This is a genomic window from Bartonella sp. HY406 (genome assembly GCF_025449315.1).
GTDB lineage: Bacteria > Pseudomonadota > Alphaproteobacteria > Rhizobiales > Rhizobiaceae > HY038.
Genome location: NZ_CP104893.1, coordinates 1,639,289 through 1,663,288 on the forward strand (window position 1 = coordinate 1,639,289; position 24,000 = coordinate 1,663,288).

The window sequence follows — 24,000 nt, forward strand, 5'->3', positions numbered from 1 at the left end:
TTAATCCTTCCGTCCCAAGCTTAAAGCTTGATCTCGACATCAACACCAGCAGAAAGATCGAGCTTCATAAGAGCATCAACTGTCTGTGGAGTTGGGTCAACAATATCAAGAAGACGCTTATGGGTGCGCATTTCAAACTGCTCACGGCTCTTCTTATCGATGTGTGGCGACCGGTTAACCGTGAATTTCTCGATCCGTGTTGGAAGAGGAATAGGTCCACGTACATTGGCGCCGGTACGCTTGGCTGTCGAGACGATCTCTCGTGTCGACGCGTCAAGGATCCGATGATCAAACGCCTTAAGGCGAATGCGGATGTTCTGACCGTTCATTATTATAGTTCCTTGTTATGCGGAACACTTCACAAGGAAGTGTTCCTCAACGAAATTTTGCCAATTATTCAATGATTTTCGCTACAACGCCCGCACCAACGGTACGACCACCTTCACGAATAGCGAAGCGGAGCTTCTCTTCCATTGCGATTGGAACGATCAAAGCTACATTCACAGAAATATTATCACCAGGCATAACCATTTCTGTACCTTCAGGAAGCGTAACAATACCTGTCACGTCTGTCGTACGGAAATAGAACTGAGGACGATAATTTGTGAAGAATGGAGTATGGCGACCGCCTTCTTCCTTCGTCAAAATGTAAGCCTCAGCTTGGAATTTTGTATGAGGTGTTACTGAACCTGGCTTTGCCAAGATCTGACCACGCTCGATACCTTCACGATCAACACCGCGAAGCAACGCACCAATGTTATCGCCAGCCAAACCTTGATCAAGAAGCTTGCGGAACATTTCAACGCCAGTAACAGTGGTTTTTGAAGTTGGACGAATACCAATGATTTCAACTTCTTCACCAACCTTAACAATACCACGCTCAACACGGCCAGTTACAACAGTACCACGACCTGAAATTGAGAACACGTCTTCAATTGGCATCAAGAAAGGCTGATCAATTGGACGCTCTGGAGTTGGAATATAAGCATCAACTTCGCTCATGAGAAGACGGATTGCATCTTCACCAATGGTCTTGTTGCTGTCTTCAAGTGCTGCAAGAGCTGAACCCTTAACGATAGGAATTTCATCGCCTGGGAAATCATATTTTGAAAGAAGCTCGCGAACTTCCAATTCAACAAGCTCAAGAAGCTCTTCATCATCAACCTGATCAACCTTATTAAGGAAAACCACGATTGCAGGAACACCAACCTGACGAGCAAGAAGAATGTGCTCGCGGGTCTGTGGCATTGGACCATCTGCTGCAGAAACAACAAGAATAGCACCATCCATCTGAGCCGCACCGGTGATCATGTTCTTAACATAGTCAGCGTGGCCTGGGCAATCAACGTGAGCATAGTGACGGTTTTCTGTCTCATACTCTACGTGTGCAGTTGAAATGGTGATACCGCGTGCCTTTTCTTCAGGTGCAGCATCGATTTGGTCATAAGCGCGAAACTCACCAAAATACTTGGTGATCGCAGCTGTCAAACTGGTTTTACCATGGTCAACGTGACCAATTGTGCCGATATTAACATGCGGCTTATTACGTTCAAATTTGCTCTTAGCCATTTGAGCTCTCCGTATAATGCCCTAAGGCAATGTTTAAAACTGTAACGCAATCAGCGATTACGCATATTTCTTTTGAATTTCCTGAGCGACAGCTGCAGGAACAGGCTCGTAATGATCGAACTGCATAGTATATTGTGCACGACCCTGACTCATTGAACGGAGTGAATTAACATAACCGAACATATTTGCCAATGGCACATTTGCATTAACAACTGTTGCAATACCACGAGCTTCAGTACCTGAAATCTGACCACGACGGGAATTCAGATCGCCGATAACATCACCAACGTAATCCTCGGGAGTTACAACTTCTACCTTCATGATTGGTTCAAGAAGCTGAGCACCTGTTTTCTGCGCACCCTCGCGGAATGCTGCACGAGCAGCAATTTCGAAGGCAAGAACAGAAGAGTCAACATCGTGATAAGCACCATCAATGAGTGTTGCTTTAACACCAAGCATAGGGAAGCCAGCAAGCGGACCTGCACCCATGACGCTATCAATACCTTTTTGAACACCAGGAATATATTCCTTAGGAACAGCACCACCAACGATCTTTGATTCGAAGATGAAGTCGTCACCATCATGAGGTTCAAAAATAATCTTAACGCGAGCAAACTGACCAGAACCACCAGACTGTTTTTTATGAGTATAGTCAATTTCAGCTGCACGAGTGATTGTTTCACGATATGCAACCTGCGGTTGACCAATATTTGCTTCAACTTTAAACTCGCGACGCATACGGTCAACAAGAATATCAAGATGAAGTTCACCCATACCAGCGATGATTGTTTGACCTGATTCTTCATCCGACTTAACGCGGAATGATGGATCTTCAGCTGCAAGACGATTAAGTGCAAGACCCATCTTTTCTTGGTCAGCCTTAGTTTTAGGCTCAATTGCAATTTCAATAACTGGCTCTGGGAATTCCATACGTTCAAGAATAACAGGCTTCAATGGATCACAAAGAGTGTCACCAGTTGTTGTTTCTTTAAGACCAGCCAAAGACACGATATCACCAGCATAGGCCTCTTCGATATCTTCACGAGAATTGGAGTGCATTTGCAACATACGGCCAATACGCTCACGCTTACCTTTAACGGTATTCTCAAGAGAAACACCCTTAGTCAACTTACCGGAATAAATGCGGCAGAAAGTCAAAGAGCCAACGAATGGATCATTCATGATTTTGAAAGCAAGCATAGAAAGCGGAGCTTCATCTGAAGATTCACGAGTTGTTTCAGTTTCAGTCTTAGGATCAATACCCTTAATCGCAGGAACATCAAGCGGTGAAGGAAGAAAATCAACAACACCATCAAGAAGTGGTTGCACACCCTTATTTTTAAAAGCGGAACCACAGAAAACAGGATGGAATTCAACAGCACAGGTACCACGACGAATGAGCGAACGAAGCTCGTCATTTGTAGGCATCTTGCCTTCAAGATAGGCTTCCATCGCAGCTTCATCAACTTCAACAGCAGCTTCAATCAATGCTTCACGATATTCAACAGCACGATCTTTAAGATCATCAGGAATCTCAACCACATCCCAAGCAGCACCAAGCTGTTCGTTCTGCCAAATAAGAGCCTTCATTTCAATAAGATCAACAACACCAGCAAATTCACTCTCAGCACCAACAGGCAATTGCATAACAACAGCCTTTGCACCAAGACGAGTCTTTACCATATCTACCGAACGATAGAAATCTGCACCGATCTTATCCATCTTATTAACAAAGATCATGCGAGGAACATTGTACTTTTCAGCCTGACGCCAAACAGTTTCAGTCTGCGGCTCAACACCAGCATTTGCATCAAGAAGAGCAATAGCACCATCTAGAACACGCAATGAGCGCTCAACCTCAATGGTAAAGTCAACGTGACCTGGCGTATCAATGATATTAAAGCGACGCTTCTTACCATCACGACCTTCCCAGAAAGTAGTTGTAGCAGCAGAAGTAATGGTAATACCACGCTCTTGCTCCTGCTCCATCCAATCCATGGTCGCAGCACCATCGTGCACTTCACCAATTTTGTGCGACTTACCGGTATAGTACAAAATGCGCTCAGTGGTAGTTGTCTTACCAGCATCAATATGTGCCATAATACCAAAATTACGATAGTCTTCAATTTTAAATTCGCGGGCCATTTTCTCTGCCTTTGATTAGAAATGCCGAATTACCAGCGATAATGGGAGAATGCACGGTTAGCTTCAGCCATACGATGCGTATCTTCACGCTTCTTAACAGCCGAACCACGATTATTGGAAGCATCCAACAATTCACCCGAAAGACGATCAATCATTGTTGTCTCATTACGCGAGCGAGCCGCATTGATAAGCCAACGAATTGCCAAAGCCTGACGACGATCTGGACGAACATCAACAGGAACCTGATATGTTGCACCACCAACACGGCGTGAACGAACCTCAACATGAGGAGAAACATTTTCAAGCGCCTGATGAAACAAAGCAACAGGCTCTGATTTTGCCTTAGCTTCAATAGCATCCAAAGCGCCATAAACGATACGCTCTGCCACAGACTTCTTACCGTCAAACATAACGGCATTCATGAATTTTGTAATAACCAAATCACCAAACTTTGGATCTGGATTAATTTCGCGCTTTTCAGCTTTATGACGACGGGACATATTATCGGTCTCTCAATCTTACTTCGGACGCTTCGCGCCATACTTGGAACGGCGCTGCTTACGATTCTTAACACCCTGTGTATCAAGAACACCACGAATGATGTGATAACGCACACCCGGAAGATCCTTAACACGACCCCCACGAATCATCACAACAGAGTGCTCCTGAAGATTATGCCCCTCACCAGGGATATAACCGATAACCTCAAATCCATTCGTTAGACGCACCTTAGCAACCTTACGAAGAGCCGAGTTAGGCTTCTTTGGGGTCGTTGTATAAACACGTGTACAAACGCCACGCTTTTGCGGATTGGCCTGCAAAGCAGGAACCTTATTACGCTTCACCGACGCTACACGCGGCTTGCGGATCAACTGGTTTACGGTAGGCATTGAACCTTCCTCTACTAAAAACTCTTCAAATAACCCAAAAGGGCTGCTTCACACATGCAAAAAACCGGACAGAACCACAAAAGTAGCTTGCCCGACAAAAACAGAGGAAGCCAAAGGCCTCATGCAATGCATGCACATATACAAATTATGTAAAACCAACCCTGTTTGAAGCTAACTTCTTAGCGAGACGCCTAGAAAAATGCCGCTTCACATTGGTTTAGATGGGCTTCTGATACATGGATTATCGCATCGCGTCAAGTGCAATATGTGTAAAACTCGGCTTTTTTTGCGGTTTTTCTCGTTTTTTTTCAGCTTTTATCACAAAACTGAAACATGGTTAACACGGAGTTAAGGTTATTTATGTTTTTTGAATAGAATATCGTAATAGCGAGTCGATTTTTACAAAAACAGGAAAACAAGTAAGTATTATAATTAAGACAATAGACATAATTTTATACTGCAAAACACGATTTACATTGTCAACGATAAATGGCTTGAAGTGACAGATTTGCCTTGCTCTTTTCTGAATATACGCTTTAAAATGCAGGCACAATAATGTACAGCCCCACAAAATGGTAAGGACGCTATGAAAATCGCAACTTGGAATATTAATGGCGTAAAAGCACGAATTGAAAACTTACTTGTTTGGCTTAAGCAAGATGCACCTGATATTGTGTGCTTACAAGAAATAAAGAGCATTGACGAGGCTTTTCCACGTTCCCAGATTGAGGCTCTTGGCTACCATGTCGAAACTCATGGGCAAAAAAGCTTTAATGGCGTGGCTTTATTATCCAAAAAATCCCCAGATGAAGTTCTACGCGGACTACCAGGCGATGAAAGCGACGAACAGGCACGGTTTATTGAGGGGGTATTTTCGACCTCTACAGGTTCTATTCGTATTGCTAGCCTATATTTACCCAATGGTAATCCTGTTGATACAGAGAAATATCCTTATAAATTAGCTTGGATGGAACGTCTTGCAAACCTAACAAAAGACCGGCTTACCTTTGAAGAACCTTTCATCCTTGCTGGCGACTACAATGTTATAACTAACCCTATTGACGCTAAATCGCCTGAAAAATGGACAGATGACGCCTTGTACCTACCACAAACAAAGGCCGCCTTTCGTAAAATTATCAATTTAGGCATGCAAGACGTTATTAGAATGGCAACCAATGATAAGGTTTTTAGTTTTTGGGACTACCAAGCTGGTGCATGGCCGAAAAATGAAGGTATCCGCATTGATCATTTCCTAGCATCACCCGAAGCGATTGATAAAATAACGGCCTGCGGAATAAGCAAAAGCCTTCGCGGTTGGGACAAGCCGTCCGATCACGTTCCGGTATGGATTGATATCAAAGACTGATAAAAGCAGACAATGTCTTGCTTAACGTCAAAACGGTTAAATAACTGGCTTCCATAAAAATTGCACTACCGTCGCAACGTAAATACTAAAAACACAAAGGAATTACAGTGCGCAGATCAAAGATAGTTTTATCGTTTGGCTTATTTGACAACCCAATTTCACCCAAAGAAATATCAGAACGGCTTGACATAAAACCTTACACAGAAATGGAAAAGGGCGCGAAAAATCCGAAAAATGTTGTTCCAAGAACAAATTTATGGATTTATCAAACAAGCGCCCTTCCCACACTTGAAGATGAGTATATCGAATTTATTTCAATATTTAAAAGTAAATGGCGGCTATTAAAAGAAATTACAAATGAAGGTGGCAATGTTGAGATATCGATAATTGTAAATATATTGGATGAATATCCCAGCATAATAATACCAAAAGCATTAATACAAACAGCCAGTGAATTTAGGTCATGCATAGATATAGCATTTTATGGCGATATCAATGATGATGAAGTTTCAAAAGTAAAACTGGATTTTATTGATATTCAAAAATCGTCCCAATTAATTCTCAATTCAGCCATATCTTCGGGTTGGCTTGAAGATATAGGCGAAGCGTGGGACGAATTAAAATTAGAACGATTAAACTCCAGCACATATAAGAACAAACTTATAATAAATGTAAATAAGAAACTTAGATTGCCATCGGGTTACATCACCAATGAAATTGTCAATGAATTAGCAATATTAAATGTAGATATTGAGGTAAAATATGTTGATCTATATGAATAAAACTTTTGCATAAATTTATAAGATTAGCAGCAATATCGATAGTAAAATTCAAACGCCAAGCCAAACACCCAATGCAAGACACGGGAAGAAACCTTACAGAAAAAAGCGCCTTATTGCCACTTCCACAAATGTTTATTACAAATCCCGTTTCTGAAAATTACCATTGCCAGATAAAATTTACACAGTACAACAAAAAAGCAACCACTCTTACTTTTCACGGTTTATCCACCTATTGGTTATAACCAGTTTAAATCATAAAAATTTGATAATTAGAAAGATAGCTATATTGCGGCTATCCACCGCACTTATATCAACAAGTTATAATGTATTTAATCTCATTAATCCCTGATATTTAGCGCTAGGGCATATTTATTTTTTTTAAAGGGCTTATTTTTCTTTCACAAATGTGCCACTATTTTTATAAGGCTATACGTCTTTAAACAAAATGAACACTTTGATCGTCATATTTAGGAGGAAATTCATGAAAAAGGCACTTATCGCCTTCGCTGCTACAACCCTATTAGGTCTTAGCACTGCGGCACAGGCACAAACTGCTGACACTCTTGAAAAGCTTAAGCAAACAGGTGAAGTCACTTTAGGTGTGCGCGAATCTTCTGGTCTTGCCTATACATTAGGCAATGGTAAATATGTCGGCTTTCATACCGAAATGGCAGAACGTATCATTGACGACATCTCAAAAAAAATTGGCAAGCCTTTAAAAATTAATTATTTACCAATTACTTCAGCCAATCGTATTCCGCTTGTACAAAATGGTACCTATGATTTTGAATGTGGCTCAACCACCAATAATCGTTCACGTGCAGACGAAGCTTCTTTTGCCTATACCACCTATGTGGAAGAAGTAAGAATTGCAGTTAAGAAGGATTCTGGAATTAACTCGATTAACGACCTTAACGGTAAAACCGTTGCTACCACTACTGGAACGACCTCCGTGCAAACCTTGCGCCGTAACCAACGAGCTGAAAATATTCGCTTCAAAGAAATGCAGGGTAAAGATCACGCCAACAGTTTCCTTTTGTTAGAAAGCGATAGAGCTGATGCATTTGTTATGGATGGCTCCATTCTAGCTGCCAATATCTCTAAAGCTAAAAATCCTGCCGACTTTAAAATTCTAGATGAAGTTTTGTCAGTTGAGCCTATAGCGTGTATGCTGCGCAAGGGTGACGATAATCTTAAAAAGGAAATTGATGAAAGTATTGTGCGCCAAATTACAGATGGTTCACTTGAAAAGCTTTACAACAAGTGGTTTCTTGAGCCAATTCCACCAGCAAATGTTATTGTGAATCTCCCACTTTCTGCAAGCACGCGTAATGCGTGGGAGCATCCTAACGATAAGCCTATGGAAGATTATCCAGAAAATAAGTAAAATTAATTCCTTGCTAAAAGGCAGTTTACGCTGCCTTTTAGAAAAACACTAAGAAACAGCCATATCTAACTGTATTATATAACAATATTAACCTAAAGCTTGCCAGTAATTATTAAAGCTGATGCGAAGCTAAAAGGGGCTATATTAGTTAACTATTGTATGATTAAAATTAATAAAATCAATTAATAACATAGACTTAATCAGCCAACTTAACCTTAGAAATATTAAACTTGAAAATTTAGCACTCATATTATATAAGGTTCAATGTTCTAATGAGGATAAGGAACTGTTCATTCAAATGAAATGATATAAAAATAACGCGGTGAAAGCTGATGCTGCATCAAGAATGATGTTCAGAATATCTGACTTAATTGGTCTTTGTAGAACCATTACTATAATTTTATAATGATTTTCAAAGCTATTAAGCTATTTCTAATTGAACAGGCAAAAGTTTTCCTACATTGTTGGTTCTCTTAAGGTAGTACCGCAATTTATTGTGTAGTTTTATTGCAATTAATAGTCCCTGCATCATAGCATTTTAACATTGTAATTAGTATGTTTTGAATCGTACTTTTTAATCCTGCCAACCATTAAATGTTGAAACAGATAAATAGCATAAGGGATATTGATAGACCATACTACAATGAATTTATAAGTGCTAGCCATAGGTGAATTTTATTCTCCACTGGCAACCTATTGGCACTTTTTAGCTTAAATATGTCGTTGAATTTTATGGCTTTGTGTAGCTGATTTCACCCTTTAAAGCAGTTAGATATTGCTTTTATGACAGAGGTCACTCCAATTTTAGTTAAACTAAAATTGATAACCCCCATAAAATCAAAGAAATATAATGTTTTTTTCCTTTAAAACATTATGAAATATCAAAGTTAAAAATGAAGTTTCGTTTTTAACATAGTGGAGCAGCTCAATGGCGCTTGATTTTAGTTTTTTGTGCAAGGATACAGCCGATCCGATATCTTCTGCATCAACCATTCCAGGATGCTTTGGTAATCCTAATGACTTCACACAGACCTATATGGATCTGCTTGTAACTGGCTTTATTAATACGGCCATTCTATCTGTTAGCGCCCTCTTGGTTGCTATAGCATTGGGCTTTATTATAGGCACGATGCGAACGCTTCCCAATAATCCCGTATTGAAGTTTTTAGCTACTTGTTGGGTAGAAATATTTAGAAATATTCCTATCCTTGTCATGGTTTTTCTTTGTTATTTTGTCTTGCCTGATATTATCTTGCCATTAAAAGATTTTGCAAAGTCCCACGATAATTTTGGCCTATTTTTGGTAGTGATCGCCCTTGGATTATTTACTTCAGCGCGTATTGCCGAGCAGGTAAGGGCTGGTATTATGTCCATTTCCACCGGTCAACGCTATGCAGCTCAAGCTTTAGGCTTTACGACATTTCAAACATATCGCTATATATTATTGCCACGCACTCTACGCACTATTATGCCACCTCTTACGTCTGAATCTATGGGGATTGTCAAAAATTCAGCGGCTGCAATCGGTGTTTCAATCGCAGAGCTAATGGCTTTTTTAAATAATACTGTAGAACAAACCAATCGTAGCTATGAAGTATTTATTATCGTAACAATCCTTTACGTGCTGTTAGCCCTTATCATCTTTTTTGTTATGACCTTAATACAACGCTCACTCCGTATTCCCGACAATAACAGTTCTGCCAAAGCGGAGGAGGCTTAATATTATGACTTTCCTCGATTTTCTTTATGATCACGGTATCAATTTACGCTTTAATTTTTCTTTCGTAAGTTGGGACTTTTTTAGCAATTATCTTTTAAGAGGTTTACAATTTAGTGTTACAATGACAATTGTTGCAACACTATTTGGTGTAATTTTTGGCACATTACTTGCCCTAGCTCGCCTATCTCGTTTTGCACCATTATCAATGCTAGCAACTTTTTATATCACTGTAATGCGATCAATTCCGCTGGTTTTGGTTATTTTATGGTTCTTCTTAATTATTCCGGCCATTATCGGTACGAGTATCGATGTCTACTGGTCAGCACTCATAACCTTTTCCGCCTTTGAAGCTGCATATTTTGCTGAAATTATGAGAGCTGGTATTCAATCCATTTCGCGTGGACAATTTCAGGCTGGCGAAGCACTCGGTATGACCTATTGGCAAAGAATGAAAATTGTTATCCTACCTCAAGCATTTCGTAACATGCTGCCAGTATTGTTAACGCAAGTTATTATTCTTTTCCAAGACACTTCTCTTGTTTTTGCCATAGGCGGCTATGATTTGCTAAAAGGCTTTACCATTGCTGGCCAAATCTATAATCGGCAAACAGAAACTTATATTTTAGCCGCCCTCACCTATTTCGTTATTTGCTTCACACTTTCACTTTGTGTCAAGCAACTACAAAGAAGAATTGCAATTATTCGCTAATTGAAGGAAAAACTAATGTCCTCTACTCATTCCCATATGATTGAGATGAAAAATGTCTCTAAATGGTACGGGCCATTCAACGTCTTAAAAGACTGCTCAATGAATATTGACAAAGGCGAGGTTGTGGTTGTTTGCGGTCCATCAGGCTCTGGTAAATCAACATTGATTAAGACTATCAACGCTCTTGAGCCATTTCAAAAAGGTGAAATTTGGATTAACGGCACTGCTGTTCACAGTAAGCAAACAGACTTACCCAAATTGCGTAGCCGCGTTGGCATGGTCTTCCAGCATTTTGAGCTATTTCCGCATTTGTCAGTTTTAGATAACCTTACCATCGCGCAGATTAAGGTTTTAAAGCGCAATAAGGCCGAGGCCGAAGAAAAAGCATTAATTTATCTTGATCGTGTTGGCTTAATCGAACATAAAAACAAGTTTCCTGGTCAACTTTCAGGTGGACAACAGCAGCGCGTTGCTATCGCTCGTGCTTTGACCATGGACCCAATTGTTATGCTGTTTGATGAACCAACATCTGCATTGGACCCTGAAATGGTTGGTGAAGTGCTTGATGTTATGATTAGCCTTGCCAAAGAAGGTATGACCATGATTTGCGTTACCCACGAAATGGGTTTTGCCCGCAAAGTATCAAACCGCGTTGTTTTTATGGATAAGGGTCAAATCTTAGAAGATTGCAGCAGTCAAGAGTTTTTTGATGATGCAAGCGCAAGAACACCGCGAGCCCAAGACTTTTTATCAAAAATTCTTAATCATTAACGTCCACAACAATGGTTCAATTTTCTACAAAACGCCGTTTATGATTTACTTCATAAACGGCGTTTTCTATCTATAGAAATCGTAATAGCTTTTTTTGAAACTTGATGCAAATCGTCGAAAAAACAATTAAAACACCATCATAACTTAGGCAAATATTAGGCCTGTTAATTATTATCCAATCCAATACGCTCTTATTAAATAAATAGCTATAATACTAATTTTTGACGTTACATAATATCATAAAGTCAATTTGAAGTCTGTCCGATAACGTCATATTAAATAGCTATTATTCCAAATAGTTTTTTAATTATTGCTTGCCTATCACCACAACGTTTTCATAATATTATTATAATCACATGACTGAATATAATCATGACTATTTTAAGCCGCCGCAAAAATTATTCATTTTAAACCTTTGAATACATCGAAAAATGTCATTTTAAAATAGTATTTATGGCAAGGATATAAATCATAAAGGATATAATATGAAATATAAATTAGCAAATATTGACGATGATTTTGATGAAACAGTATTTAGAAATGCTGTTGCAAATGACCTTAGAAAGTTTGATGAAGAAGCAAGCTATTCATTTACAGATATTCAGATAATATTTGTAGCTATGATTATCGATTTATCATCTTTGTTTCCCAATAACTTATTAGAATATCTCGATATAGCGATTAAAAATCGTTTAGGAGAAGTAAGTGACGATATCAGAGCTGAAAAACGCAATGAATTAAAAAAAATTATAGATTCCAAAAACTGCCCGCGAGATAACTATATACGCGGTTGGCTCATATATTTATATTTAAATGAATATAGCCAAATATGCGGCAGCGACATATGTATGTATTTAGACCATATAGATTATTTTGAGGAGCTTGATCCTGATATCTATATTGATTTAGACCAAATATGCTTTTCATATTATTATGACAAAAAAAATAAAATCAATCCGTTGATCAAATTGAGCCACAAACTCACAGAACGAATGGAAGCGCAAACCACACCTCGCAATTAATGATATAAGAGTAAATTAAAACGAATAAAAAATTTATTTTTTTGTATTTCTTGAAAGAATAGTCATGGAAAGTAACATTTTAACACTTAAAGCTACTTTGATGCAACCCATAGATGAATTCCTAAAGATTAATAATCTACCTGACAGGTTTATATTAGATAGATATCTTTTATGGGGTGGGAATGAAGGTGAATTTAATACGGAGCCTTTTCATGTTTCATATAATGCTATTGGTTGGAACGAAAATCCTCCTTTTGGCTATATCATTGAATTACTAGATCTAAATTCTTTAACTTTGCCTATGGCCAAAAGCATTACGTTAAGTGTCGAAGATAATTGCCTTACAGAAATCATACTTCGATTATGCTATGACAACTACTTAGATGACATCAAAGCTATGACCAATATGATTGACATTTCCTTTCGAAAAGCTGGCTACCAGCTTAAAGAAAGCCAAAAAAAAATGACTGAGGATAGCTTTGCGGCTGATCGCCCCGAGGGAAGCCTTACTTATAGCAAGTGGGAAATTGCTGGCAAGCAAGATAAATGCCGTTATATCTTACAAGTTAACGAAACTGATAGCTATAGTGATCCTAAAAAATATAGCCTTGTTTTTAAAGCACAAGTTATAACCGAAACAATGCGACAAACTTTTGAAGCACGAAAAGCATATAGGCTAGAAATGCAAAAAAAGATGAACGAAAATTTACCTAAAAATTAAAAGCGATTGATCTATTAATACTTTGACTTCGATTATGTTTTCATACTCAAGACCAAGTTTTAATCTGCGGCTGCAGAAACCTTCATACTATTTAAAGAACTAGGATCAGGACCCATTAATTTATTAAACTGATTTTTTGTTGCTTTGTGCTGCATATTTAATGATATGTCTAACTTCATATCAAGCTACGCCATAGACCAAACTTAACGAAAGCGCCGTTATTATAAACACCGTTTAGCAAGAGTGCTATTTGTTGATATGACAAAAAATAGCACTCTCTGTTTTTATGACAAATTACCGCCAGCCAAGCTCTGGTGCAATATAACGCAAGATAGATTCAATCACATGGGTATTATACGCAACCCCCAACTGATTAGGAATGGTAAGCAATAAGGTGTCAGCTTCCCTAATCGCCTCATCTTGCGCCAATTGCTTAATAAGTGCTTCTGGCTCATCAGCATAGCTTCTACCAAAGACAGCGCGAGTGCTTTCACCAAGATAGCCAAATCTATCACTATCATCGCGTGTACGACCAAAATAAAGCCGATCTTCATCACTTACCAATGGGAAAATACTGCGGCTTACCGACACGCGCGGTGTAAAACCATGCCTAGCCTCAGCCCATGCAGCCTTATAGGTGCGTATTTGCTCCGCCTGCTGAACATGAAATGGCTTACCATTTTCATCATCTTTCAAGGTAGAACTTTGTAAATTAAAGCCCATTTTCGCCGCCCAAACCGCGGTTGAATTGGAACCTGCTCCCCACCAAATACGGCGTTTCAACCCTTCTGAATGAGGCTCCAACCGCAATAATCCTGGCGGATTTGGAAACATTGGCTGCGGATTGGGCTTGGCAAAACCAACCCCATCAAGCAAATTGAAAAACTCCACACCATGACGGCGCCCCATATCGGCATCGCTTTCACCTGCACGCGGTTGATAGCCAAAATAACGCCAACCATCAATGACTTGCTCTGGTGAACCCCGGCTAAGACCAAGCTGTAAACGACCACCAGAAATAAGATCAGCTGCACTAGCATCTTCCACCATGTAATGGGGATTTTCATAGCGCATATCAATAACCGCTGTACCTATCTCGATACGCGATGTTTTAGCAGCAATTGCACTTAAGAGTGGAAATGGTGATCCTAATTGATGCGCAAAATGGTGAACGCGTGAATAAGCACCGTCCGCCCCAATTTCCTCAGCCGCAACGGCAAGGTCTATGGTTTGTAACAAAACGTCTGAAGCATTGCGTGTACCCGAATGTGGATCATCGCGCCAATGGCCAAAGGATAAAAAACCGATCTTTTTCATATTATATACTCCTAAAGAGCATAGGCTCTTATTGACTATAGAATAATGGCGCTAACACTTAGAAACAAGAGCGTTAACATCGGAAAACTCCCGACAGATTGTTCACAAAACGGCAACAATTACTAAAACTATAAAACATAGCTCTAAATAAAAAATCCAGCAATAACCGCATTTACGCCGTTTATTACTGGATCAACATTAACTATAAGCACTAAAGACGAGCTATCAATTACAAAAGCGATTTATACACACTCACCTCAATGCCAGTACCAACGGGCAATAATAGGCTTGTAAGATCAGCTTTCTGTTTTAATGCGGCACTATAACGGGCAATTTCTTCCCCACCCGGCTTAATCATATTATCAGCGACAATGATGGCACTGTCGTTTAATTTTGGATAAAAAAGATCAAGGCACGGTGTGTACAGATCTTTCCAAAGGTCTAAAAAGACAAAGTCGAATTTTTCATCTGTCTTTTCTAAAAAATCAAGCGCATCAGTCACCCTATAATCGACATAGGCATCAAGTCCTGCCTTCACAGCCATTTCTTTTGCATATTGCGATTTATAGTCATGATATTCCAATGTGGTAACCTTGCCCCCAGTTGCCCTTGCCGCATCGGCAAGCCAAAGGGTTGAATAGCCAAAAGATGTACCAATTTCTAAAATATTGGGGTTGCGCAAACTACGGATCATAATATTAAGTAATTGACCAGTTTGTGGGCCAATTGCCCGCATTCTTTGATCTTGCCCGCCATCTCGGCCACCAACAATTTCGCGTCTCATTTCCTGCCGCTCTTGCCGCATGCGATCATGATATTGGTCTAACACTGCAGATAATTGCAAGTCAGGATTGACCATAGAAAAATCCTGTAATGGTTGCTCTTTATTGCCTTTGCCAGATGCTAAATTTTCATTATTCATCATGCTCTCCTGCGGTGATTGGAAATTCTATTTCAATACGGGTAATGGTTTCGTTGACAATCTGCAAAATTTTTGCTGATACGTCTTCATCGCCTTGGTGACGAATTTTGGATTTAATCACATGCCGCAAATGATCAAAAGCCTCGCGCAATTGCGGGTTACCGCGCCTTGTCTTTGGTCTTTCATCTTCGCTAAAGGTTCGAATGAGCAGTTCATCAGCCAATTGGCGATTTGCTTGCAAAAATGCGTTACCTTCACCAGTTAAGCTATATTGCTTTTTACCATTTTCCGCCACAGCAATTTCAGTATATCCCATGTCTTCCGTCCACGCCAAAGTCGGATACATAACGCCCGGGCTTGGAACATATTGTCCAGCAAAACGCTCCTCAATCTGGCGCATTAATTCATAACCATGAGCCGGCTTTTCACCTATCATCGCCAATAATAATATACGCAATTCACCATAATCAAAAAGACGGTTAGGACGATGACCTTCACCACGAGGCCTGCCACCCCGATGACCACTTCTATGATGACCACTTCTATGATGGGCGCGTTCCCCACGGCGCTCCGCACCTCGCCGGCCACGTCTCTCGCGGCGACCATAACTCTCCTCATTCAACTCTTGCTCAACAAATTTATGCTCATACTCTAAATTAGATTGATCGTTATTCATTACTACCTCAATATTATTTGATTGTTATTTTATGGATAGAACGACTTATGTTTTTCGTTCAGATTTTATTTTCCACAAAGCAGATATATTACGATACATATCTAAAATCAAGATATATATCGAAATATTCCATTACAAATAATTAAGCTAATAAAAACCTATAAAAAAACATAAAAACTCGACCGCAACCTATTGTTTTAAAATAAAAAACGCGACCTATAAAAATAAGCCGCGCTTTATTAAAAATTAAATTTTTAGCATATGAGATATATCTAGATTTGAAATTGGTTCATAAAACCAATGTAATATCCTACCTTATCTAGCATTAAAAGAAACCCTGCGGATTAACCGAATAGCTTACCAAAATATTTTTTGTTTGCTGATAGGCTTCGAGGGTCGTCTTATACATTTCACGGCCAATACCAGATTTTTTATAGCCGCCAAAGGCGGAATGGGCCGGATAGACGTGATAACAATTTGTCCATACACGACCAGCTTGTATTTTACGACCAAAACGGTAAGCTTTATTGACATCACGTGTCCAAATACCCGACCCCAAGCCATACATAGAGTCATTGGCTATCGCTAATGCTTCTTCATCGGTTTTAAAAGTTGCAACCGCTAATACAGGGCCAAAGATTTCCTCTTGGAAAATGCGCATCGTATTGGTGCCCTTAAACACCGTTGGCTCAATATAGCAGCCATTGGCAAGATCGCCGTCCAATGAAGATTTTTGCCCACCAATCAACAATTGCGCACCTTCTTGCTTGCCGATGTCGATATAGCGCAAAATCTTATCCATTTGCTCTTGCGAGGCTTGGGCACCAATCATAGTTTGCGGATCAAGCGGATTACCACGTTTTATATCAGCAACCCGTTTTAATGCCCGTTCCATAAAGCGATCATAAATGCTTTCGTGGATAAGGGCACGGCTTGGACAGGTACAAACTTCACCTTGGTTTAAGGCAAACATCACCAATCCTTCGATCGCCTTATCGATAAAGGAATCTTCAAAATCCATGATATCGCCAAAGAAAATATTGGGCGATTTACCACCAAGCTCCAAAGTTACCGGTATGATATTTGCAGCCGCAGCTTCCATAATCTTCCGCCCTGTGCCTGTTTCACCCGTAAAGGCAATTTTAGCAATACGTGGACTGGTTGAAAGTGCCGCGCCGGCCTCTTCACCAAACCCGTTGACAATATTAATCACCCCGGCAGGCAATAGGTCAGCAATTAATTCCATCACATATAAAATAGACGCTGGTGTTTGTTCTGCAGGTTTTAAAACAATGCAATTACCTGCCGCCAAGGCTGGCGCTAGCTTCCATGCCGCCATAAGAATAGGGAAATTCCATGGAATAATTTGCCCCACAACACCAAGCGGCTCATGAAAATGATAGGCAACAGTATCATCGTCAATTTGCGATATGCCACCTTCTTGGGCGCGCAATAGACCAGCGAAATAGCGGAAATGGTCAACGGATAACGGAATGTCAGCAGCCATAGTTTCGCGTATGGGCTTGCCATTATCGAAAGTTTCAGCAATTGCTATTTTTTCTAAATTTTGCTCAATGCGATCAGCTATGCGCAATAGCACCATGCTGCGTTCAGTAGGGCTTGTCGTCCCCCATTTTTCTTTTGCTGAATGCGCCGCATCAAGCGCCGCCTCAACATCTACGGCCTGTGAGCGTGGCACTTCACATAATAATTTACCATCTACCGGTGAATGATTATCAAAATATCGGCCATCTTTTGGCGCAACCCATTGCCCACCGATGAAATTTTCATAACGCTTTTTAAAAGGTGACATAGGATGTGTGGTAGTATTCATATTAACTCCTCCCAAAGGACTAAAAAATACATAAGCATCCATAGTTCAAATTAACTCGTGATATTATAGTGTCCAATCAAACTATGGCGGTTATATCAAAAATCTCATCTCCCGCGCATGAAAGGCATTTATTGGCTAAGCATTTCACTGCTATTAAAACCATCTTGTCATGCGAAAATTTATGATAGGTCTGCCGGTGGAAGCGGTCAAGACTTTTAAAAACGCAACTTTTATAATACCTGAAAAAACAACTAAAGTTAGCAACTCGACTTAAATCTCAGAGCCTTTTGGTAAAAAGCAAACGCGACTAAATGCCGCTTTAGCGCATAATAACTTATCTATTTAGTCCAGTACTGGCGATAATAATAGTTTAGCCGACACATCTAAACCATTCAATTTTAGCCATTAAAATCAGTTTATTAATGACTTATGCACACAGCGAAAACCAACCATATCCATGCAAAGAATCAAAAAACATTGAAAAATTCTAATTTTCGTGTATTTTTCCCACAGTCTAGCGCTATTTAATAAAAAGTAACAAATATTGAACACTGTGTTATTTTTATCATGTTATAGTAATTATTGCCTGTAGTTAAAGTACCTATTAACCATTCACTGCAATAATAGGTTAGCAATTAGGGCAAGGCAACGTTTGGCATTTAATGCTACACGACAACAAGGCTGTTATAAATGTTTAGCAAAGCGCATAAAAAAACACATAATAAGGCGATTTTTATGTTTAAAAATATCCTCGCAATGATTATTGCTTCTTGTGGATTTTTATTATCAGTTCAAGCTGCAAGCAGTGAAACCAGATCGCTGAAGCTTTATTACATCCATACTCGTGAAAAAGCCGAAATTGTTTTTAAGAAAAACGGTAAATACGTAGATAGCGGCTTAAAGCAACTTAACGTATTTCTGCGCGATTGGCGCCGCAATGAGCCGACCAAAATGGATCCACGCCTTTTTGACCTTATTTGGCAAGTTTATAAGCTTAGCGGTTCTCGTGATTACATCCATGTTGTTTCTGCCTATCGTTCGCCTACCACTAACAATATGCTACGCTCACGCTCTGCTTCTAGCGGCGTTGCGAAAAATAGCCAACATACTTTAGGGCGCGCAATGGATTTTTACATCCCTGATGCAAATTTATCAAAATTGCGTCAGATCGGCTTAAAACAAGAAGTTGGCGGCGTTGGATATTACCCAAGATCAGGCTCGCCATTTGTTCATATGGATGTTGGCAATGTGCGCCACTGGCCACGTATGAGCCGCAGTGAGCTGATGGCACTATTTCCAGATGGTAAGACCATTCATGTTCCAAGCGATGGTAAGCCACTTGCACGTTATCAGCAAGCCATGGCGGAATATAATGCGCGCAAGGGGCGCCCTGCCCAAACTGTTATAGTAAAGGATGAAGGCAACTCAGGTGGCAGTCTATTTGCACGACTTTTTGGTGGCAAAAAGAAAGAACCAGTTCCACAAAGACAAACCATTATAGCTTCTCGTCCGCAAAATATGCGCCCACAGACGCCACAAGTTTTACCGCAAGAAGTTGAGCAAGAAGCAATTGATGATATGTTTGATTTGCCAGATGGTGGCGAAGCACCAATTCCATTAGCCTCCCCTGCTCGCACGCCTGAATTACCAACACCAAATGCACCGTTGGATAATAATCCTGTGCCACAAGACAACGTAAGCAATTTGATTGCGAGTGCGAATTCTATTCCAGTACCAGGCTTTAAGCCCGGCGATGTTCCTGTGTTGGCAGTAACTGCGCAACCTGCTGCAAATGGTAGCAATGATGCTATCAATGCGGTAAATGACGTAATTGGTGACACCATAAATGCCCAAACAAACCAACCAGGAACTTTAACGCCTTCTACTGATATGGCGACAGCATACAATATTCCTATTCCAACACTACGTCATCAAAAACCTGAAATTGCCCAAAAAGGCGATGAAATTGCTGCAGCAATTGCACGAACGAGCGTAAATCCGCCAAAGGCTGAATCTACACCAAATAAAGCCCCTATTCGTGCTGATGAAGTGCATAATATTATTAATAATACCAGTGAGCTAATCCCGCTACCTGATGAAGATTTAATTGATAATAATGGCGCTACATCACAAGCCAGCAACACAACAAAAAGCCCAGAGATTGATAATAGCCTGTTTGTAGCATCGGTTCCTTCACGACAAAACACTAAAACAAATAGGGTTACAAGTCAGCCCCAAAGTGTTGAGCAATTAATAAACAACAATGAAGACAAGGGCGCAACGCAAGAACTTCACAAAATTCCTGCATTAGTTTTTGCATCGGGTCTAAAGAAAGAAAAAGCTCAGCCACAAAATGCAAAATTAACCGGACGCGCTATCAACTTTCAAGCCATAGCTCGTATTAACAACTAAAACGAATATATAACGTATAGAGAATAATATTCTTAGCGGATCAGATTTTTATCTGGTCCGTTTTTATTTTTACAAGACCAAATTGAATGATAAAATGCGATATTTGTTAAAACTCTTCTTGACCTTCCCATGATGGTAAGCCCTATCTTATCACTAAGATGAAAGGGATATAACATGTCCGAAACAAAATCAGGCTCTTTACAACCGCAAAATACATCAGATCAATTTACCACCAATTTGCCAATTGATGGCATGACCTGTGCAAGTTGCGTGCGCCACGTTGAAAAAGCAATTGGCAAATTGCCAGATATTGATGAAGTGAGTGTAAACCTTGCCACTAATATGGCGACAGTCAAATCGCGTCAAAAGCCTGATATTGCTGCAATCAAGAACGCCGTCGAAAAGGCTGGTTACAACATAGATGAAAAAACACTGGACTTTGATATTGAAGGTATGACCTGCGCAAGCTGTGTGCGCCATGTTGAAAAAGCTTTTAAAAATACCGTTGGTGTGAGCGATGCGAGCGTTAACCTTGCAACAAACCGCGCCCATATTGTCTATATTGGTGACGACAATACGATCGCATCTATGGAAAAGGCGGTAGAAAAAGCAGGCTATAAGGCAACCCCAATATCAGACAAAACACCGCAAATAGACAGACAAGAAGTTGAATCAAAAAGCCTTTGGCGCTCATTTATTACTGCCATTGCTCTAACCTTGCCAGTTTTTATTGTTGAGATGGGTGGCCATATGGTTCCGCCATTTCATCATTGGCTGTTAATGACTTTTGGCGAAATGCCAATTCGGCTATTTCAATTCCTATTAACAACCCTTGTGGTTTTTGGTCCGGGTTTACGTTTCTTTAAAGCTGGTATTCCTGCGCTTTTACGCGGTGCCCCCAATATGAATTCATTGGTTGCAGTTGGCTCGTTTACCGCATGGGGCTATTCAACCCTTGCAACTTTTGCTGGACAAATATTGCCTGAAGGCGCAAACCACGTTTATTTTGAAGCCGCAGCGGTTATTGTTACCCTTATTCTTCTTGGGCGCTGGCTTGAGGCAGGGGCACGGGGACGCACTAGCCAAGCCATTCGCGCTTTAGCTGGACTAAAACCTAAAACCGCACGGATTGATGTCAACGGCACACCTAAAGACATTGCACTTGAGGATGTGGCCATCGGCGATCTCGTCATCATCCGTCCTGGTGAAAAGCTCCCCGTTGATGGCGTTATTGTTAATGGCGCAACGCATATTGATGAATCAATGATGACTGGGGAGCCGATTGCCGTTGCTAAAAATATTGGCGACCAAGTATTTGGTGGCACGGTAAATGGTCAAGGTGCCTTTACCTATCGCGCTGAAAAAGTTGGTGCAGATATGCTTATTTCGCAAATTCAAAAAATGGTTGAAGATGCGCAAAGTTCAAAACTTCCTATTCAAGCCATGGTTGATAAGGTGACAGCCATATTCGTGCCAGCCGTTTTTGCAGCGGCTTTTTGTACCTTTTTAATCTGGCTATTTATTGGCGGCACCAGCCATTTAGGACAAGCTATTGTTGCGGCAGTATCGGTTCTTATTATTGCCTGCCCTTGTGCTATGGGCTTGGCCACACCAACCTCAATCATGGTTGGTACAGGGCGCGGCGCACGCCTTGGTGTTTTATTTCGCAAGGGCGACGCGCTACAGTCTTTAAGTGAAACCAAATTGGTAGCTTTTGATAAAACTGGGACACTCACCCTTGGTAAGCCAGAACTCATTCACTTTGAAACGGCAGAGCCATTTAATAAGGACGAAGTTCTTGCGATGGTTGCGTCAATCGAAGCAAATTCCGAGCATCCACTTGGTAAAGCGATTATTGACGCTGCAAAACAAAAACAATTGTCACTTTTAAACGTTGATGAATTTGCTTCCAAATCGGGTTATGGATTAAGTGGCACGGTTGAGGCTAAAAATATTACTATTGGCAATGCTCACTATATGGAAACATTAGCCGTGAATATAGCACCATTTACAGAGCTTGCACAAAGCTATGGCAAGGAAGGCATGACCCCATTTTATGCAGCAATAGATGGCAAGGTTGCCGCTATATTTGGTGTAGCAGACCCAATCAAACCACGCGCAGTTGAAACAATCAATGCCTTGAGCCACATGGATATTGATGTTGCAATGATAACCGGTGATAACCGCCTTACAGCGCAAGCAATTGGCCAAAAACTCAATATTAAGCATATCGAAGCCGAAGTTTTGCCAGAAGGCAAATTGGATGCCGTCAAACACCTGCAAGAAAAAGCGAAAAAAGTCGCTTTTGTTGGTGATGGCATTAATGATGCACCTGCCCTTGCTATAGCCGATACGGGTATTGCTATTGGCACGGGCACCGATGTTGCAATTGAAAGTGCGGATGTAGTTTTGATGTCTGGTGATCCAGCAGGCGTCATTAATGCCATTGCTTTATCACGCGCAACAATTAAAAATATTAAGGAAAATCTATTTTGGGCCTTTATCTATAATATTGCCCTTATTCCAATTGCAGCTGGTATTTTATACCCACTATGGGGCATTTTATTATCGCCAATGCTAGCCGCAGGCGCGATGGCATTATCAAGCATATTTGTTTTAACCAATGCATTGCGGCTTAAAAACTTTAAACCAGTCATTTAATCAGTATTTATCTTAAAACTAAAAATAGAGGCATAATGCCTCTATTTTACAATATGTGTTTATAACTAACTCACTGTAATTGACAATTGCCTCAAGATTATTCGAAACTAACAATATTAAGGGGATATATCATGGCATTGCATTTAGTTGATAAAGTCGCAGAATTTTTAACAAATAATCCGAATCAAAAATTCACTGCACGTGAAATTGCCCAATGGATTTACAATACCTATCCAGATGCATGTAAAGCAAAGCAAAAAAAATCAAAAGCAAAAATAATTATACTAGATAATAAAGATGCCTTAATACAGCAACTCGTTGCTGAAATTAATGCCAGTCGAGCGCGAATTGAAAAAAAAGCGTCAAATTTACGGAAGGGCGTCCAAGGAAATATTATTTTACTAGCGAAAGCGATAATGAAGAGGTTGAAGAGGCCGAAAAAGAAAACAATATAAAGATAGTTACTAAAACAACGGCTTTTCCTAAAGGTGAACATGCGCTTTATCCGTTATTAGCAGAATATCTAACCCAAGAATTTCAACTTTATAGCAAAAGAGTAAATGAACAAACTTCCTCAAATAAACATGGGTCTAATGGCAATAAATGGCTTCACCCTGACCTTGTAGCGATGGAAGATTTAAGCAACGATTGGGATCAGGAAATTAAAGCCTGCATAAAAGAATACTCTCAACAAAAAACGCGCCTTTGGTCATTTGAAGTCAAAATTCTTATTAATAGATCTAATGTTCGCGAAGTCTTTTTTCAAACGGTTAGCAATTCATCATGGGCAAACTTTGCCTATCTCGTTACCAGTGAAATTAATAGCGATGCCCTTAAAGAAATAAGAATATTATCGAGCCTACATGGCATTGGTCTTATAATTTTAGATAAAGATAACGTCAGCGAAAGCCAAATTTCAATACCAGCGCGCGAAAAACTTGAAGTTGACTGGAACAGCGTTAATAGGCTTGTTATTGAAAACAAAGATTTCCGTCAATTTGTCACACAGGTAAAACATTTTTATCAAACTGGCTATATTAATAAAAACGACTGGATTAAACCCATAGTTTATGAAGACTAATAGAACTTAACGAGA

At 40.0% G+C, this 24,000-nt stretch carries 21 protein-coding genes; 12 read left to right on the forward strand and 9 right to left on the reverse strand.

What is annotated here, in order from left to right; all coding sequences use genetic code 11:
• Nucleotides 1-20: 20 nt before the first annotated feature.
• From rpsJ to rpsL, 5 genes are all read right to left on the reverse strand, one after another.
• Nucleotides 21-329, reverse strand: coding sequence for a 30S ribosomal protein S10 (gene rpsJ / locus N6B01_RS06930; protein ID WP_002964363.1), 309 nt, complete (start codon nt 327-329; stop codon nt 21-23).
• A 64-nt stretch (nt 330-393) separates the two neighbouring features.
• A complete protein-coding gene (tuf, locus tag N6B01_RS06935; protein WP_182419000.1) occupies nt 394-1,569 on the reverse strand; it encodes an elongation factor Tu in 1,176 nt (391 codons plus the stop codon).
• Nucleotides 1,570-1,626: 57 nt separating this feature from the next.
• A complete protein-coding gene (fusA, locus tag N6B01_RS06940) occupies nt 1,627-3,714 on the reverse strand; it encodes an elongation factor G (protein ID WP_182419533.1) in 2,088 nt (695 codons plus the stop codon).
• Nucleotides 3,715-3,743: 29 nt separating this feature from the next.
• Entirely contained in the window at nt 3,744-4,214 is a 471-nt protein-coding gene (rpsG, locus tag N6B01_RS06945) for a 30S ribosomal protein S7 (protein WP_182419534.1), read from the reverse strand.
• 18 nt (nt 4,215-4,232) lie between these two features.
• Nucleotides 4,233-4,604, reverse strand: coding sequence for a 30S ribosomal protein S12 (rpsL, locus tag N6B01_RS06950; RefSeq protein WP_182419535.1), 372 nt, complete (start codon nt 4,602-4,604; stop codon nt 4,233-4,235).
• Nucleotides 4,605-5,190: 586 nt separating this feature from the next.
• Between rpsL and xth the strand changes: the two genes are divergently transcribed.
• The 8 genes from xth to N6B01_RS06990 all read left to right on the forward strand — a co-directional run bounded on the left by xth (nt 5,191) and on the right by N6B01_RS06990 (nt 13,082).
• Complete coding sequence (xth, locus tag N6B01_RS06955) at nt 5,191-5,970, forward strand: exodeoxyribonuclease III (protein WP_262078061.1); 780 nt, start codon at nt 5,191-5,193, stop codon at nt 5,968-5,970.
• Between the two features lie 107 nt (nt 5,971-6,077).
• Nucleotides 6,078-6,752, forward strand: coding sequence for a DUF4279 domain-containing protein (locus tag N6B01_RS06960; protein WP_262078062.1), 675 nt, complete (start codon nt 6,078-6,080; stop codon nt 6,750-6,752).
• Between the two features lie 481 nt (nt 6,753-7,233).
• Nucleotides 7,234-8,139 (forward strand): transporter substrate-binding domain-containing protein, encoded by a 906-nt coding sequence (locus N6B01_RS06965; protein ID WP_262078063.1) that lies wholly within the window; start codon nt 7,234-7,236, stop codon nt 8,137-8,139.
• A 928-nt stretch (nt 8,140-9,067) separates the two neighbouring features.
• Nucleotides 9,068-9,859, forward strand: a complete 792-nt coding sequence (locus tag N6B01_RS06970) for an amino acid ABC transporter permease (protein WP_262078064.1) — start codon at nt 9,068-9,070, stop codon at nt 9,857-9,859.
• Between the two features lie 4 nt (nt 9,860-9,863).
• The gene (locus N6B01_RS06975) at nt 9,864-10,568 is read left to right on the forward strand and encodes an amino acid ABC transporter permease (protein WP_210276147.1); all 705 of its coding nucleotides are present in this window, start codon (nt 9,864-9,866) and stop codon (nt 10,566-10,568) included.
• A 36-nt stretch (nt 10,569-10,604) separates the two neighbouring features.
• Nucleotides 10,605-11,339 (forward strand): amino acid ABC transporter ATP-binding protein, encoded by a 735-nt coding sequence (locus tag N6B01_RS06980; protein ID WP_262080606.1) that lies wholly within the window; start codon nt 10,605-10,607, stop codon nt 11,337-11,339.
• A gap of 485 nt (nt 11,340-11,824) precedes the next feature.
• On the forward strand, nt 11,825-12,361 hold the full coding sequence (locus N6B01_RS06985; protein ID WP_262078065.1) for a hypothetical protein: 537 nt from the start codon (nt 11,825-11,827) through the stop codon (nt 12,359-12,361).
• Nucleotides 12,362-12,425: 64 nt separating this feature from the next.
• Nucleotides 12,426-13,082 carry a hypothetical protein gene (locus N6B01_RS06990; protein ID WP_262078066.1) on the forward strand — a complete coding sequence of 219 codons (657 nt, stop codon included), beginning with the start codon at nt 12,426-12,428 and terminating at the stop codon, nt 13,080-13,082.
• Nucleotides 13,083-13,376: 294 nt separating this feature from the next.
• On the opposite strand, the gene N6B01_RS06995 is transcribed toward N6B01_RS06990, so the two are convergent.
• The 4 genes from N6B01_RS06995 to N6B01_RS07010 all read right to left on the reverse strand — a co-directional run bounded on the left by N6B01_RS06995 (nt 13,377) and on the right by N6B01_RS07010 (nt 17,831).
• The gene (locus tag N6B01_RS06995) at nt 13,377-14,399 is read right to left on the reverse strand and encodes an LLM class flavin-dependent oxidoreductase (RefSeq protein WP_262078067.1); all 1,023 of its coding nucleotides are present in this window, start codon (nt 14,397-14,399) and stop codon (nt 13,377-13,379) included.
• 229 nt (nt 14,400-14,628) lie between these two features.
• Nucleotides 14,629-15,258 carry an O-methyltransferase gene (locus N6B01_RS07000; RefSeq protein ID WP_410007257.1) on the reverse strand — a complete coding sequence of 210 codons (630 nt, stop codon included), beginning with the start codon at nt 15,256-15,258 and terminating at the stop codon, nt 14,629-14,631.
• 55 nt (nt 15,259-15,313) lie between these two features.
• A complete protein-coding gene (locus N6B01_RS07005) occupies nt 15,314-15,997 on the reverse strand; it encodes a PadR family transcriptional regulator (protein ID WP_262078068.1) in 684 nt (227 codons plus the stop codon).
• 325 nt (nt 15,998-16,322) lie between these two features.
• The gene (locus N6B01_RS07010) at nt 16,323-17,831 is read right to left on the reverse strand and encodes an acetaldehyde dehydrogenase ExaC (RefSeq protein WP_262078069.1); all 1,509 of its coding nucleotides are present in this window, start codon (nt 17,829-17,831) and stop codon (nt 16,323-16,325) included.
• Between the two features lie 735 nt (nt 17,832-18,566).
• Between N6B01_RS07010 and N6B01_RS07015 the strand changes: the two genes are divergently transcribed.
• The 4 genes from N6B01_RS07015 to N6B01_RS07030 all read left to right on the forward strand — a co-directional run bounded on the left by N6B01_RS07015 (nt 18,567) and on the right by N6B01_RS07030 (nt 23,985).
• Nucleotides 18,567-20,243, forward strand: coding sequence for a peptidoglycan L,D-endopeptidase MepK (locus N6B01_RS07015; RefSeq protein ID WP_262078070.1), 1,677 nt, complete (start codon nt 18,567-18,569; stop codon nt 20,241-20,243).
• Between the two features lie 174 nt (nt 20,244-20,417).
• Nucleotides 20,418-22,904 carry a heavy metal translocating P-type ATPase gene (locus N6B01_RS07020; protein ID WP_262078071.1) on the forward strand — a complete coding sequence of 829 codons (2,487 nt, stop codon included), beginning with the start codon at nt 20,418-20,420 and terminating at the stop codon, nt 22,902-22,904.
• 131 nt (nt 22,905-23,035) lie between these two features.
• The gene (locus N6B01_RS07025) at nt 23,036-23,359 is read left to right on the forward strand and encodes a hypothetical protein (RefSeq protein WP_262078072.1); all 324 of its coding nucleotides are present in this window, start codon (nt 23,036-23,038) and stop codon (nt 23,357-23,359) included.
• Nucleotides 23,360-23,532: 173 nt separating this feature from the next.
• Nucleotides 23,533-23,985, forward strand: coding sequence for a hypothetical protein (locus N6B01_RS07030; protein WP_262078073.1), 453 nt, complete (start codon nt 23,533-23,535; stop codon nt 23,983-23,985).
• Nucleotides 23,986-24,000: the final 15 nt, after the last annotated feature.